Source organism: Flavobacterium stagni (genome assembly GCF_004122105.1).
Classification (GTDB): domain Bacteria; phylum Bacteroidota; class Bacteroidia; order Flavobacteriales; family Flavobacteriaceae; genus Flavobacterium; species Flavobacterium stagni.
The window spans coordinates 572,020-585,749 of record NZ_SBKN01000001.1 but is presented as its reverse complement, the minus strand read 5'-3'; the positions used below and the strand labels follow the sequence as shown (position 1 = coordinate 585,749).

At 38.5% G+C, this 13,730-nt stretch carries 15 protein-coding genes and 1 tRNA gene; 6 read left to right on the top strand and 10 right to left on the bottom strand.

What is annotated here, in order from left to right; translation table 11 throughout:
- Positions 1-6: 6 nt before the first annotated feature.
- From EQG61_RS02545 to EQG61_RS02535, 3 genes are read right to left on the bottom strand one after another with little or no spacing between them, the layout of a single operon-like run.
- On the bottom strand, positions 7-879 hold the full coding sequence (locus tag EQG61_RS02545) for a carboxypeptidase-like regulatory domain-containing protein (protein ID WP_129460318.1): 873 nt from the start codon (positions 877-879) through the stop codon (positions 7-9).
- Entirely contained in the window at positions 876-2,363 is a 1,488-nt protein-coding gene (locus tag EQG61_RS02540) for a GH3 family domain-containing protein (protein WP_129460317.1), read from the bottom strand. The genes EQG61_RS02545 and EQG61_RS02540 overlap by 4 nt, the downstream gene beginning before the upstream one ends.
- Complete coding sequence (locus tag EQG61_RS02535) at positions 2,363-2,869, bottom strand: peptidase (protein ID WP_129460316.1); 507 nt, start codon at positions 2,867-2,869, stop codon at positions 2,363-2,365. Before EQG61_RS02535 ends, EQG61_RS02540 begins: the two co-directional genes overlap by 1 nt.
- A gap of 170 nt (positions 2,870-3,039) precedes the next feature.
- Here EQG61_RS02535 and tatA point away from each other — a divergent pair, with 170 nt between their 5' ends.
- Together tatA and EQG61_RS13740 are read left to right on the top strand one after the other, a co-directional pair.
- Positions 3,040-3,216, top strand: coding sequence for a twin-arginine translocase TatA/TatE family subunit (gene tatA / locus EQG61_RS02530; protein WP_129460315.1), 177 nt, complete (start codon positions 3,040-3,042; stop codon positions 3,214-3,216).
- 15 nt (positions 3,217-3,231) lie between these two features.
- Positions 3,232-3,372: a hypothetical protein gene (locus tag EQG61_RS13740; protein WP_164974873.1), complete on the top strand. Its 141-nt coding sequence runs from the start codon at positions 3,232-3,234 to the stop codon at positions 3,370-3,372.
- Positions 3,373-3,605: 233 nt separating this feature from the next.
- On the opposite strand, the gene EQG61_RS02525 is transcribed toward EQG61_RS13740, so the two are convergent.
- The 4 genes from EQG61_RS02525 to rpiB all read right to left on the bottom strand — a co-directional run bounded on the left by EQG61_RS02525 (position 3,606) and on the right by rpiB (position 7,632).
- Positions 3,606-5,738 carry a Tex family protein gene (locus tag EQG61_RS02525; RefSeq protein ID WP_129460314.1) on the bottom strand — a complete coding sequence of 711 codons (2,133 nt, stop codon included), beginning with the start codon at positions 5,736-5,738 and terminating at the stop codon, positions 3,606-3,608.
- 223 nt (positions 5,739-5,961) lie between these two features.
- Complete coding sequence (locus EQG61_RS02520; RefSeq protein WP_129460313.1) at positions 5,962-6,867, bottom strand: cation diffusion facilitator family transporter; 906 nt, start codon at positions 6,865-6,867, stop codon at positions 5,962-5,964.
- Positions 6,868-6,869: 2 nt separating this feature from the next.
- The gene (locus EQG61_RS02515; RefSeq protein WP_129460312.1) at positions 6,870-7,199 is read right to left on the bottom strand and encodes a hypothetical protein; all 330 of its coding nucleotides are present in this window, start codon (positions 7,197-7,199) and stop codon (positions 6,870-6,872) included.
- A 1-nt stretch (position 7,200) separates the two neighbouring features.
- The gene (rpiB, locus tag EQG61_RS02510; RefSeq protein WP_129460311.1) at positions 7,201-7,632 is read right to left on the bottom strand and encodes a ribose 5-phosphate isomerase B; all 432 of its coding nucleotides are present in this window, start codon (positions 7,630-7,632) and stop codon (positions 7,201-7,203) included.
- Between the two features lie 88 nt (positions 7,633-7,720).
- Between rpiB and EQG61_RS02505 the strand changes: the two genes are divergently transcribed.
- The gene (locus tag EQG61_RS02505) at positions 7,721-8,245 is read left to right on the top strand and encodes a YdeI/OmpD-associated family protein (RefSeq protein ID WP_129460310.1); all 525 of its coding nucleotides are present in this window, start codon (positions 7,721-7,723) and stop codon (positions 8,243-8,245) included.
- Between the two features lie 521 nt (positions 8,246-8,766).
- Here EQG61_RS02505 and EQG61_RS02500 read toward each other — a convergent pair.
- On the bottom strand, positions 8,767-9,000 hold the full coding sequence (locus tag EQG61_RS02500; protein ID WP_129460309.1) for a putative signal transducing protein: 234 nt from the start codon (positions 8,998-9,000) through the stop codon (positions 8,767-8,769).
- Positions 9,001-9,131: 131 nt separating this feature from the next.
- Here EQG61_RS02500 and rnr point away from each other — a divergent pair, with 131 nt between their 5' ends.
- From rnr to EQG61_RS02485, 3 genes are all read left to right on the top strand, one after another.
- Positions 9,132-11,312 (top strand): ribonuclease R, encoded by a 2,181-nt coding sequence (gene rnr, locus EQG61_RS02495; protein ID WP_129460308.1) that lies wholly within the window; start codon positions 9,132-9,134, stop codon positions 11,310-11,312.
- 17 nt (positions 11,313-11,329) lie between these two features.
- Positions 11,330-11,995 (top strand): head GIN domain-containing protein, encoded by a 666-nt coding sequence (locus EQG61_RS02490; RefSeq protein ID WP_129460307.1) that lies wholly within the window; start codon positions 11,330-11,332, stop codon positions 11,993-11,995.
- Positions 11,996-12,088: 93 nt separating this feature from the next.
- Positions 12,089-12,799: a LysE family translocator gene (locus EQG61_RS02485; protein WP_129460306.1), complete on the top strand. Its 711-nt coding sequence runs from the start codon at positions 12,089-12,091 to the stop codon at positions 12,797-12,799.
- Between the two features lie 355 nt (positions 12,800-13,154).
- On the opposite strand, the gene EQG61_RS02480 is transcribed toward EQG61_RS02485, so the two are convergent.
- Both EQG61_RS02480 and folB read right to left on the bottom strand, forming a co-directional pair.
- Positions 13,155-13,225, bottom strand: a tRNA-Cys gene (locus tag EQG61_RS02480).
- A 101-nt stretch (positions 13,226-13,326) separates the two neighbouring features.
- Positions 13,327-13,686 carry a dihydroneopterin aldolase gene (folB, locus tag EQG61_RS02475; RefSeq protein WP_129460305.1) on the bottom strand — a complete coding sequence of 120 codons (360 nt, stop codon included), beginning with the start codon at positions 13,684-13,686 and terminating at the stop codon, positions 13,327-13,329.
- Between the last annotated feature and the right edge of the window lie 44 nt (positions 13,687-13,730).

Below are 13,730 nucleotides of genomic sequence, written 5' to 3'. Positions count from 1 at the left end.
TTGGCGTTAGTTCGATAAAATCAGGTTAATTGCCGGTTCAAAAACTGTTATCTTTTGATTATCTGAACCTTCACTGGCGGGCGTTTTTTTCACCCATTTTCCACCCGAATACACAAATTGTGCTTCACTTTCTACAAAACAATACAAAATGAATGGAAAATAGGTACGTTGCACTCTCGTATTCCCTGAATTCGGATCGGTTATATTTTTTTCAATCTTATTCCGTTCAATCAATAATTTTTCATACCCTACAAATACTCCCGATTTCGGCATCACCAAATGGTAATCGGATATATCCACTTTCATATTGGTAACTCCATTTTTTACCGCAATAATCAAATCTTTTTTCAACAACTCTTTGCCGGGATATCCGTTTTCATCGACTGTATAAAAATGCAATTTCACCAAAGCGGAATCCAATTTACTGTCGGTTTGAATCCTGACTTTCTTGATGTATTTCGTTTTTTTATAAGCATCTAAATAAGGGAAAAACTTCGTTTCAATTTTAGGTCCGTTATCAAACGCTTGATAAGCTGTGTTTTTCCGAATTCCGATTTCCAATTCTTTGGTGCTCTTTTGGCCAGAAATGGTCACTTCTTGCAAAATATACTCGTCCGGTTGTAAGTGAACGGTAGCGGCTTCTGCAAAAGGAACGCGTTTTTTTACATAACCTACCGATGTAAAAACTAAAAAAGTTCCCTTTCCGGTTTGTGGCAATTGAAAAGTCCCGTTGTCTTCAGTCGTTCCGCTGATTTGTTCGCCTTCAACCCAAATATTAACATACGGAATGGGTTGATTGGTCAAACTATCTTTGACAATTCCTTTGATTTGTGCTGCCGCAAATAGTGGCAATAGGAGGATAAATAGGAGCTTTTTCATAGTAGGGGCAATTGATCCGCAATAGTACGGTCGTTGGCTAATCGGGGTAATTTATTTTGTCCACCCAATTTCCCGATGGACTTCATATAGGTTTGAAAACCATTGGATACAACAGGAGTAATCACAACGGTTCGGAGTACATTTCCGGTAATCAAATCGTCATAATACACATTTTGTTGGCGCATGGCTTGGTCGATTTTTAAAGCGAAAGCATTCAAATCCTCGGGAGCATTTTCAAATTCAATCAACCATTCATGATACGGCAATCCTTCTTTAGGAGTGATTTGGGGAGCTACTGTAAATTCGTTGATTCGAACAGTCGTTCCTTCCACCGATTGGCGCAAGGCTTCCTCTACTTCTTTACCAATTACATGTTCGCCAAAAGCCGAAATAAAATGTTTGATACGACCCGAAACAATGACACGATACGGCGACAAACTGGTGAATTGAACAGTATCCCCAATATTATAACACCACAAACCCGCATTGGTCGAAAGCAACATCACATAATTGATACCCAACTCCACTTCGCCGATGGTATACCTTCTTGGATTTGCGTTAAAAAATTCATCCGCTTTGACAAATTCATAAAAGATACCCGAATTCAAGAGCAACAACATGCCTTTTTCTTTTTGGGAATCTTGATACGCAAAAAACCCTTCCGAAGCGGGAAAGAGTTCGATCGCATCAACTTTTCGCCCCATTAACTGTTCAAATTTGGCGCGATAGGGTTCATAGTTCACACCGCCATAAATGAATAAATTAAAGTTGGGAAACAACTCCCCTACAGGTTTACCGGCGGTTTGGACTAATTTTTCAAAATACATTTGCACCCAACTTGGAATCCCTGAAATCACACTCATATTCTGAGTAATGGTCTCTTGAACAATGGCATCCACTTTGGTCTCCCAATCGTCAATGCAGTTGGTTTCCCAACTGGGTAAGCGGTTGCGTTGCAAATAGTTTGGAACATAATGAGCCACGATTCCTGAAAGTCGGCCCAACTGAATACCGTTTTTCATTTCGAGCTTCGGACTCCCTTGCAGGAAAATCATTTTTCCATCGACAAAATCGGCATTCCCTGTTTCGTGGATATAACTGAGAATCGCATTTCGCGCCGCTTGAATATGAAACGGCATGGATTCTTTGGTTAAGGGAATATATTTTGCACCCGATGTTGTCCCCGATGTTTTGGCAAAATACAAGGGTTTTCCTTTCCATAGTACATTTTCTTCTCCTTGAACAACGCGGTCTACATACGATTTTAATTGTTCATAATCCCGAATGGGAACGTGTTTTACAAAATCGGCATGGGAGTGTATTTGATCAAAATGATGGTCTTTTCCAAAAGCGGTAGTTTGAGCTTGGCGAATCAAATCACGAAACACCTTTTGTTGGGTTTCCACGGGCCGTTGCGCCCATTTCTGAGTGTCATTATGAATTTTATGGGCAAAAATTTTTGCTGCTAGGGACTTTAATGACATTATTTTTTGCCTTTTTTATTCGTTTTCTCTTTTGCCAATTTTTCCTCCGATTCAACTTCCTTCCGCAATTCCAATTCCTTCTCACTTGGCGTCAATTGTAAATCGGGTAAAGTGTCGACAGCAATAGCTAATATCGAATCTTTGTTGACTTTGGCATATTCTAAATTCCCATTCAATACCTTTTGAATCGATTGCAAATACGCTTCATTTTTTTTGATGGCAAACTCCAATGAATCGGATTTCAGTGCTAATTCTGTGGCATTCCGCTTTAACTCGGTTGAAGGATAACCCGGAATGTATTCGCGAAGTGGTGTAAACGCAATGATGAAAGTGGTTACAAAGATGATAAGAATGGCTCCTACTCCTGCCACCACAAAAACATTCATTAAGGTGAGTCGTAATGAAAAAAGTTCTTCGAAGGTTTCGTCGTTCAAAATGACCAATCTGTTTTTGGTAAACAAATGTTTCTTGAGACGTTCTTTTTTCTTGAGTTTTTTAGCCGACATAAATCGCGATTAATTTCACAAATATAACAAATGTGACGGGAGATAACGGTAAGGGATTAACGAACTTTAACGTGAAATCTTATCCTTAAAACACAACCCGTTACTTTTTTTATTTACCTTTGTTACCTTATTAGAATTAAAAAACTGCGAAAGCACAAAATATCAATACTATGGGAAGAATGGGACCAACCGAATGGATCGTCATTTTAGTCGTTGTTTTACTTTTATTTGGAGGTAAAAAAATTCCAGAATTAATGAAAGGTTTAGGAGCGGGTGTTAAAGAATTTAAAGACGCTGCTAAAGGAGAAGACAAAGCGAAAGAAGATTCCAAAGAGGAAGCAAAATAATTAAAATACTAGCCTATGGAACGCGTGGGACCTACTGAAATTATTCTTTTATTTATCCTTTTTGTCGCTCCAATTATTGTCAGTTTTATCATTGGCTATTTTATGGGAAAAAAATCAGGGTATTTAAAACGTATGCAGGAGGAAGAAAAACGCTAATCAATCCGCTGAATTTTAAAACATTAGAATCACCGCTATTTTTGCGGTGATTTTTTTTGAAATTAACACGCAACCTTTTTCAACGTTACGCATCTTAAAAAAGATTGCTATGAAAAAGAAATCATTATTTGCCACGCGGATTGTCTCATACAACGAATCCTAACAAAAACAACCATTAGCACACTTGCGACGAAAACAAAAAACCCGAATTCAAAAGAGTTCGGGTTTTTTTATTATAATACCATGGTGAGTTGAATGCGTTTTCGGACTTCGTCCACCTCAACGACTTTCACTTGCACATGCTGGTGCATTTTAACGACTTCATTCACATCGGAAACAAAACCTGCTTTGAGTTGGGAAATATGAACCAAGCCACTTTCCTTTATCCCGACGTCAACAAAACAACCAAAAGCGGTGATGTTATTGACAATGCCGGGTAAAATCATCCCTGAACGTAAATCGGTAATGGATTTTACATTGGGATCAAATTCAAAGACTTTCGCGGCTTTTCGCGGATCTAAGCCCGGTTTTTCTAATTCTTTTAAAATATCTTTTACGCCTAAAATTCCGACCGTGTCATTCACGTAGTTTTCAGGTTTGATTTGGGCAATTTTGGGTTTATTGGCAATGAGTTCGCCCACTTGAATTCCTAAATCTTTGGCCATTTTCTCCACAACTTTGTACGATTCGGGATGCACAGCTGAATTATCCAACGGGTTTTTACCGTCTTTAATTCGGATAAAAGCTGCTGCTTGTTGAAACGCTTTATCGCCCAAACGCGGTACTTTTTTTAATTGATTGCGGTCTTCAAAAGGCCCATTTTCAGAACGAAATTTGACAATGTTTTCGGCCATTTTTTCTCCGATGCCGCTCACATAGCTCAATAAGGCTTTACTCGCGGTATTGATGTTGATCCCCACTGAATTCACGCAGCGCATGACCGTATTATCCAATTCTTCTTTCAATTTTGTTTGGTCCACATCGTGTTGGTACTGCCCTACTCCTATCGACTTGGGATCAATTTTTACCAACTCCGCTAATGGATCACACAAACGGCGACCGATGGATACCGAACCCCGTACAGTAACATCGTAATTGGGAAATTCTTCCCGGGCGATTTTACTCGCTGAATATACCGAAGCACCGGCTTCGGATACTACAAAAACTTGCACCGGTTTTTCAAATGCAATTTTTTTGATGAAAAATTCGGTTTCCCGACTCGCCGTACCGTTACCGATGGAAATCGCTTCAATGTTGTAGGCATTGACCATCGATTTGACTTTTTTCATCGCCATGGCTGTTTCGTTTTGCGGCGCATGGGGATAAATGGTTTCGTTGTACAACAAGTCGCCTTGCTCGTCTAAACAAACGATTTTACAACCGGTACGAAAACCCGGATCGATTGCCAAGACTCGTTTTTCTCCCAATGGTGGCGCTAAAAGGAGCTGACGTAAATTTTCTGAAAACACATCAATTGCTTTGCTATCGGCTTTCAATTTGGCTTCTTGCAACACTTCATTCGAAATAGCGGGTTCCAACAGTCGTTTATAACTGTCTTTGATGGCCAATTCCAAATGGTGAGTTGTATCGTTATTGCGTTTGATGATGGCTTCTTCAATGAATTCCAGTGCTTCTTCTTTTTCGATAGCAACATTGAATTTAATATAACCTTCGGCTTCGGCGCGCAACATGGCCAATAAACGGTGAGAAGGTGCTTTGGAAATCGGTTCGGACCAATCGAAATACTGGGAAAACTTCTGTGCATTTTCCTCGTTTTCTTTGCCTTTGGCGACTTTGGTGGTGATGCTTGCTTTGCGTTGAAACATTCGGCGCAGATTTTTACGCACATAGATATTTTCATTGATCCATTCGGCGATAATGTCGCGCGCTCCTTGCAAAGCTTCGTCTTCGTTGACTACATTTTTATTGAGGTATTTGGAGGCCAAATATTCCACGTCGTCCGTGTTCTGGGACATGATGATTTTGGCTAAGGGTTCGAGACCGTTTTCACGCGCCACATCGGCTTTGGTTTTTTTCTTCTTTTTATAGGGTAAATACAAATCCTCGATTTCCTGCAGATCGAAACTGTTCTCGATTTTGGTTTTGAGGTCCGGACTCAATTGTCCTTGTTCCTCAATCGAGTTCAATACGCTTTCCTTGCGTTTTAAAATTTCGGCAAACTGTTTATTGAGTTTGGCAATGGATTCGATCACGACCTCATCCAAATTACCCGTTTTGTCTTTACGGTAACGGGCGATAAAGGGAATGGTACAATCCTCGGAAAGGAGTTGGAGAGTAGCTTCTATCCCTTTGACTGCGGTAGCAGGAAGTTGTAATTGGTTTTGTATAAACTGAATAGACGTCATAGTAATCTTTAATTCTAGGACGCTAAATGTACGGGAAAAACAGAATTTGAAAAAGAAAATAGGAAGGGAAATCAAACGTGAAAAGGAGCAGGAAGCCGCGTAAGGGACAGCGGGATTGTTGGAGCTCTCCCGAGGTTACGAGGGAAGCGACTCCCAATGGCCCGGCCGTGAGGAAAAACAAAGGGTTCCCCTGAAGTTTTTTCCGAGGGGATACGCCCAAAAATTAATCTTGAACGATGGTTTCTTTGGAATCGTGGCGGCGAAACTCAGGCTGAATCGTACAATGATTGATGTTATATTTTTCCAAAAGCAGCTGTTCGATTTGATCCAAAAGTTGGTTAAACGCCTGAATCGAAATATCATGGGTACAATCGATATGCGCTTCGAGGTGGTGCTCGTCATCGTTGAGACTCCAAACGTGCACATGATGAACGGTTTTTATACCTGCAATCGCTTCGATATCGGCGGTGACTGATTTTATGTCTATGGATTTTGGGGTAAACAGCATGAGCATTTGGGTCGATTCGAGCAGTAATTTTCCGCCGACAATGATTAAGTAGATCGAAATTCCGAAGGACAACACACTATCCACCCAATACCAATTGAAGAATTTCATGAGGAGTCCGCCGGCTAAAACCGCCACAGAAGCCATCATATCAGTGAACAAATGCAGGTAAGCCGATTTCATATTTAAATTATGGGCGGCATCTTTTTGCAGGGCAAAAGCTGAAATACCGTTGACAGCAATGCCAAGTAAGGCGAGCCAAATTACGGTTTCTGATACTACTTTTTCGGGATGGAAAAAACGGTGAATCGAACCGTAAATCAGGAATATTGCAACGATAATAAGGGTAGCCGCATTGACAAAAGCGGCGATGAGTTCGGCCCGTTTGTAGCCAAAAGTAGCGCGTTGTGTTGCTTTTTTATGGGCTAAACGATGGGCAATCCAACTGAAGATTAGCGTGAGTACGTCGGAAAAATTGTGAAGCGCATCGGAGAGCAATGCTAAACTTCCTGAAAGCCATCCGCCAATGGCTTGTGCGATGGTAATAGTAAGATTTAGGATAATGGACAACCCCAGATTTTTCCCCTTGACTTCGTGTTTATGGATGTGGGAATGGGTTTCCATGGTTAATTAACAGGAGTTGCGTTTTGGTAGATTTCCAAACCCCATTGGATATAAAAATAGCCAACGGGAATATTGAGTAAAAGAATTCCCCATGTTTTTAAAATTAGGGGACGGGCATTGGATTCTACAATAAAGAGTTGGAGTAATCGCACTGCAAAATAGCTGTTTAAAAACAACATGGAGATGATGTAAAATAATGATAAGTAAATGACACCACCCACAGGGTTATAATAAAACGACAACATCAAAACCGTTCCCAATGCGAATGTAACCAGCGCGGTTAAGCGTGTGGCCAAGATAACTTTTGGAACGGTTTGGAGTTGGTTAAGCATGTTATGAACAGGCGATTTTTTGAACGCGGTTTTGGTGACGTCCGCCTTCAAAAGGTGTTTTTAAAAAGGTATCGACCATTTCGATTACTTGCGGAATGGCGGTAAAACGCGCGGGAATACTGATAATATTAGCATCGTTATGTTGGCGTGCTAAAGCGGCAATTTCTTTGGTCCAACACAAGGCGGCGCGAATGCCTTGGTGTTTATTCACCGTCATATTGATTCCATTGCCCGAACCGCAGATTACAATTCCGAAATCGGCATGGCCTTGTTCAACATCAGTAGCTACAGGGTGACCAAAATCAGGATAATCGACACTGTCAAAGGTATCGGTTCCATGGTTGGTGACTTCGTGTCCTTGTGCAGTTAAATAGTCTACAATTGCTTTTTTGTACTCGGGTCCGGCGTGGTCATTGCCAATTGAAATTTTCATGGGTTGTTGATTGTGTTGTTTATTTCTTTTGACAAAGTTAGGGAATAATGCTACGGGCAGCTACTACCTTTGAAAAAAACTTCTAAGGATGGAATTCGAAGCGTTATTGGAGTCATTTGAAGCGAGTTCAGTCGGTTACGGACCGCATTTTAAAATTCCACAACCGATTTTTGAAACCCTGAACGCTCAGTGTAAAGACAAGCGTGTAATTTGTTATTTGAATCAAACGTTGCGAATTCATTCAGGGATGATGCCAAAAGACGGCTACCATTTTATCTTATTAAATCAAGCGATTTTAAAACAACACGGAATGGTTTTGGGCGATTGGATTCAGGTGCGATTGGAAGTGGACAATTCCGAATACGGAATGGAGATTTCGGAGGAATTTCGGGAGGTATTATTTAGTGATCCGGAAGGGAGTGATTGGTTTCATAAATTGACACCTGGAAAACAGCGAACGCTGATACATTTGATTAATAAAATTAAAAATTCACAGCTCAAAATTGAACGCAGTTTTGTGATTTTGGAGCATCTTAAAAAAAGAGGTGGAAAACTGGACTACAAAATTCTGGATCAGGACATTAAGGATTTTCGGGATTCGATGAAATTTTAATAAATTACTGATTTTCAATACTTTAAAAAATTGATTTTTACAGCTGTTAATAGTATTTTACAATACGCTGATTTTCAGTTAACTTTAAATTAACACGAATTGTTAATAATTTAAAATAGAAAATGGGAACTTTTTTAGAGGTGCAAACAAATTTTTATAAGCTAAAATTGAAACGAGAAATACAAATAAACTTTTGGCTTTTTTTGGAAAAATTATTGACATCTAAAATGGGTTTTTCAACAGATTTTCGTTTTAAAAGTTTTCAAAAAAAGAACTTCATTTTTGGTTGTTGACAACTGTTAATAAAAACCAAAATTTTATTCATTTTAAGCCTTTTACCATTTTTAAAATGTGTTAATATCCGTGTAAAAGTTTGGATAAGTTTTCAAAAAAATAAAAGCAACAAAAGTTTTCACCATTATCAACACCCTATAATAACCATCATAAATTTTTAAAAATTAAAAGAATGTTTTTTTTGTTTTTAGTAGTTGTTGAAAACCTTTGATTTTAAAAAATAGATTTTAAACGATATGTAACGGATTGTTGAGATTGTCAATTAACTGTTGTGTTCGTTCTTGATCGTCGGGATGGACTTTGAGTTTGATGCCACCCAAAGCGATACTCGCAAAAGGATCGACAGAAACGATGGTTTCGTTTTCAAAAAAGTGAGGAATATTTTCCCGTTCCAAAAGGGTTTTGAGAATGTAGGTTTCTTGTGGTAAATGAAAGATAGCAATCGTGATAAAGTCCGTCATAAGAATACATTGCAGTAGTTCAAAGGTACAGGAAAACCAAAATGCAAATGTTATATTCCTATTAAAACTTCTTTTTTACTGAAGGAACTGAATAGTATTTCGTAATTTTCAACCGTAAAAGAATATGAAGTATGCCTAAAAACCCAAAAAAGTTCGGGAAAAAGAACAAAACCTTTTCCGAAAAAATCTTTAAAATTTTATCTAAGAATCCGAATAAGCCTTTTAACTACAAACAGATTGCTGCGATTTTAGAATTGAATGATACCAAAAGTCGCAACGAGATTATCAAAGATCTTAAAATCTTAGCGTCACAAAAACTGATTATTGAAACTGAACCTGGGAAGTATCTTGTACAATCCAGTAGTAAAGAATACTACGAAGGTGTTGTCGACATGACTTCCCGCAAAACGGGATATTTTGTTTGTGACGAATTGGAAGACGATGTATTTATTCCGTTTGTGAATTTGAATCATGCCTTGGATGGTGATCGTGTAAAAGTGTATGTTTATAATAAACGCGCTTCTCGAAAACCAGAAGCGGAAGTCGTTGAAATCTTGGAACGCGCCAAAATGGAATTCGTTGGAGTAGTCGATGTACAAAAGAATTTTGGTTTTGTGACTACAGCGAATGCCAAAATGTACACGGATATTTTTATTCCGAAAAATAAATTAAACGATGCAGAGCATGGCGATGTAGTTTTGGTTCGTTTGGAAGATTGGCCTAAAAAAGCCGATTCTCCTTTTGGTTCGGTTATAAAAGTGCTTGGAAAACCCGGTGAACACAACACTGAAATTCATGCGATTTTAGCCGAATACGGTCTCCCCTATGATTTTCCGATTGAAGTCGATGCTTATGCGAATAAAATTGATACGACCATTACCGAAGCTGAAATTGCAAAACGTCGCGATATGCGTGACATTCTCACGTTTACGATTGACCCGAGAGATGCCAAAGACTTTGACGATGCCTTGTCGTTTCAAGTGTTAGCCAACGGAAATTATGAAATTGGTGTGCATATTGCGGATGTTTCGCATTATGTGAAAGAAGGAACCATTTTGGATGATGAAGCCTATAAACGCGCAACTTCGGTGTATTTAGTGGATCGTGTGGTTCCCATGTTGCCTGAAGTCTTGTCTAATTTTGCCTGTTCGTTACGTCCACATGAAGAGAAATATACGTTTTCAGCGGTATTTGAATTGAATAACAAAGTGGAACTGGTGAATCAATGGTTTGGTCGAACGGTGATTTATTCCGATCAACGTTTTGCCTACGAAGAAGCCCAGCATATCATTGAAACAAAGTCGGATGTAATTCCGGCTAAAACTTCATTAACTGGTAAAGATTATCAAGTCCCAGCTCCTATTGTGGAAGCGATTTTAAAAATGCAAGATTTAGCGCAAATTATGCGTCAAAAACGAATGGCAGCCGGAGCGATTTCATTTGATAAAGTGGAAGTTAAATTCAATTTGAATGAAAATGATGAACCGACTGGTGTGTATTTCAAGGTTTCCAAAGATGCCAATTTCTTAATTGAAGAATTCATGTTGTTGGCCAACCGAAAAGTGGCTGAATTCATTGGGAAACAAAAGAAAACCTTTATTTATCGTATTCACGACGAACCCAATGAAGATAAATTAATTGGGTTGCAATCCGTGATTTCGAAGTTTGGCTATTCGATTAATTTCAAGACAAAACAAACGATTTCAAAATCCTTGAATGATTTGTTGGCTGAAGTTAACGGTCGTAAAGAACAGAATTTGGTGGATACTTTAGCGATTCGTGCGATGAGTAAGGCCCGCTATTCTACCGAAAACATTGGACATTACGGATTAGCATTTGATTATTACAGTCATTTTACTTCGCCTATTCGTCGTTATCCTGATGTCATGGCGCATCGTTTGTTGCAACATTATTTGGATGGTGGAAAGAGTGTAAATGAAGAGGAATTTGAAGAAAAATGTGAGCATTCCACCGATATGGAAATTTTAGCAGCCAATGCTGAACGGGATTCTGTGAAATACATGCAGGTGAAGTATATGAAAGACCACATGGATCAGGAATTCTTAGGGGTAATTTCAGGAGTTACCGAATGGGGAATTTATGTCGAAATTGTGGAAAATAAATGTGAAGGCATGGTTCGTGTGCGCGACATCAAAGAAGATTACTACGTTTTTGACGAGAAACAATATGCCTACGTAGGTGAAATGTACAAAGGTTTATTACAATTAGGTGACGAAGTTTTCGTTAAAGTTAAAAATGCAGATTTGGTAAAAAAACAATTGGACTTTACCTATTTGCGAAAAAATGAATAACTCCAAATCGTAATAGCATGAAAAAAATATTTGTAATTGCTTTAGCTTTCAGTTCGTTAGCTTTTGCACAAATTGAAAAAAAAGTAGGTGATTTTACCAAAGTAACCGCCTTTGATCAAATTGATGTAATGTTGGTTCAAGGGAATGAAAACAAAGTTATTTTGTCTGGTGGTGATGCCAATGAAGTTGAAGTCGTTAATAAAAATGGCGAATTAAAAATTCGGATGCCTTTGACGAAAATGCTTTCAGGTGATGGCATATCAGCTACTGTATATTTTAAAAAATTAGAAGCAGTGGAAGCCAATGAAGGATCGCATATCAGTTGCGAAACTACAATTAAAGCGATGCTTTTTGATTTAATTGCCAAAGAAGGAGCACAGGTGGATTTAACTTTAGAGGTTTCAAAATTATCAGCGCGTACTGCTAATGGTTCCCAAGTAACATTATCTGGAAAAGCGAAAAATCAAGAGGTTATTGTGAATTCAGGCGGTGTGTATCAAGCTGAAAAATTGGTTACCGAACAAACAACAATTACGGGAAATGCTGGTGGTGATGCCGCTATTTATGCCACAGATTTGGTAGATGCAAAAATTAGAGCTGGTGGAACCATTTCAATTTATGGGAATCCGAAACAGATCAATGAAAAGACGATTGCTGGCGGAACCATTCGTCAAGTAAAATAAGTGTAGACTTATTAAGGAAGTAAGGGTATTTTTTGGATTTTGTCCGAAAAGAAATATCTTTACTTCCTTTCTTATTTCAACCAAACCCTATTCATGTTAAACGATATACTTGCTGCCATACCCTGGGGATTTTTATTAGCCTTTACAATTGGGCCTGTATTTTTCGTTTTATTAGAAACCAGTATTACCAAGGGATTTCGTGCGGCAATGGTATTTGATGCCGGAGTGGTATTTGGTGATTTTGTATTTATTCTAATAGCCTATTTTAGTACAAATCAAATTTTAGAGCGACTCAAAGATGACCCTGTTTTGTTTGTTTTTGGTGGTATTTTAATGTTGGTTTACGGAATTATTTCGTTTATCAAAGAGAAGAAAAATTTTCAAAAAAAGCAGGAAGAAGAACAAGTAGAAGAAGATAATATTCAGAAAAATAACTACTTAGGTTTATTTTTTAAAGGGTTCTTTTTGAATTTTATCAATATTGGTGTATTGGCGTTTTGGATGGGTGTGATTATCGTGTTCGGACCCAAACTGAACATGGAAACCAACCGAATTATTCTGTTTATAGCTACCATTATTGTTACTTATTTTGCCGTAGATATTTTAAAGATTTTAGTTGCCAAACAATTAAAATCACGATTGACACCAAAAAATATTTATAAGATTAAGCGGGTAATCAGCGTTATCCTAATGATTTTCGGAAGTTTTTTAATCGTTCAAGGGTTTTTCCCAAACGAAAAGAAAATGATCGAACAACATTTAGGAATCAGTAAACCGCTTGATTCTGTTTCAAATTCCAATTAATAATTACCTAATTTCCAAAAAACCTCCCATTTCTGAGCCGTTTTTGGAAGAGGCATCGCCCGTCCCGAAGTTTCGGGAGAACCGAGTATGCGGTTTTGTAATCATTTTTTCCAATAAAAAAACCTCCCATTTCTGAGCCGTTTTTTCAAGAGGCATCGCCCGTCCCGAAACTTCGGGAGAACCGAGTACGCGGTTTTGTAATGATTATTATTTCAATAAAAAAAACCTCCCATTTCTGAGAGGTTTTTTGTAAGAGGCATCGCCCGTCCCGAAACATCGGGAGAACCGATTACGCGGTTTTGTAATCATTTTTTCCAATAAAAAAAACCTCCCATTTCTGAGAGGTTTTTGGAAGAGGCATCGCCCGGATTCGAACCGGGGTACGCGGTTTTGCAGACCGATGCCTAGCCGCTCGGCCACGACGCCCTTTGTTGAGGGTAGCAAAGATAAAGTAAAAAAAATGCAATATCCAAATTCCCTAACCCAAATTATTGGGAATCTTCTTTAGTTTACTGACTTCCTTTCTCTTAACTACGGTATTCTTCCATTTCTATGGTAACGGCTTCTACATCGCCACCAATGGGTGGATTGAGTTTAGAAACCGCTAAAAGAATGCGAGAAACGGCGGGAATTTCTTTAAAAATACGTTGAATGATGCGTTGCGCCACGTGTTCCAGTAATTTTGAACGAATCGCCATTTCTTCTACAACTATACGATTGAGTAATACATAATCCACCGTATCCGCTAATTCATCGGTTTGTGCAGACTTTCGTAAATCGGTTTTGACTTCTAAATCCACACGGTAATCACTACCAATTTTTGATTCTTCGGTTAAACATCCATGATAAGAAAATGTACGGATGTTTTGTAATTTAATTGTTCCCATTTTTATTTCGGTGCCAAATAGCAAATTGACGAATTTTCAAATTG

Coding starts and splice junctions, on each gene's coding strand:
- EQG61_RS02545 (WP_129460318.1), bottom strand. CDS start 879: ATGAAAAAGCTCCTATTTATCCTCCTATTGCCACTATTTGCGGCAGCA.
- EQG61_RS02540 (WP_129460317.1), bottom strand. CDS start 2,363: ATGTCATTAAAGTCCCTAGCAGCAAAAATTTTTGCCCATAAAATTCAT.
- EQG61_RS02535 (WP_129460316.1), bottom strand. CDS start 2,869: ATGTCGGCTAAAAAACTCAAGAAAAAAGAACGTCTCAAGAAACATTTG.
- tatA (WP_129460315.1), top strand. CDS start 3,040: ATGGGAAGAATGGGACCAACCGAATGGATCGTCATTTTAGTCGTTGTT.
- EQG61_RS13740 (WP_164974873.1), top strand. CDS start 3,232: ATGGAACGCGTGGGACCTACTGAAATTATTCTTTTATTTATCCTTTTT.
- EQG61_RS02525 (WP_129460314.1), bottom strand. CDS start 5,738: ATGACGTCTATTCAGTTTATACAAAACCAATTACAACTTCCTGCTACC.
- EQG61_RS02520 (WP_129460313.1), bottom strand. CDS start 6,867: ATGGAAACCCATTCCCACATCCATAAACACGAAGTCAAGGGGAAAAAT.
- EQG61_RS02515 (WP_129460312.1), bottom strand. CDS start 7,199: ATGCTTAACCAACTCCAAACCGTTCCAAAAGTTATCTTGGCCACACGC.
- rpiB (WP_129460311.1), bottom strand. CDS start 7,632: ATGAAAATTTCAATTGGCAATGACCACGCCGGACCCGAGTACAAAAAA.
- EQG61_RS02505 (WP_129460310.1), top strand. CDS start 7,721: ATGGAATTCGAAGCGTTATTGGAGTCATTTGAAGCGAGTTCAGTCGGT.
- EQG61_RS02500 (WP_129460309.1), bottom strand. CDS start 9,000: ATGACGGACTTTATCACGATTGCTATCTTTCATTTACCACAAGAAACC.
- rnr (WP_129460308.1), top strand. CDS start 9,132: ATGCCTAAAAACCCAAAAAAGTTCGGGAAAAAGAACAAAACCTTTTCC.
- EQG61_RS02490 (WP_129460307.1), top strand. CDS start 11,330: ATGAAAAAAATATTTGTAATTGCTTTAGCTTTCAGTTCGTTAGCTTTT.
- EQG61_RS02485 (WP_129460306.1), top strand. CDS start 12,089: ATGTTAAACGATATACTTGCTGCCATACCCTGGGGATTTTTATTAGCC.
- folB (WP_129460305.1), bottom strand. CDS start 13,686: ATGGGAACAATTAAATTACAAAACATCCGTACATTTTCTTATCATGGA.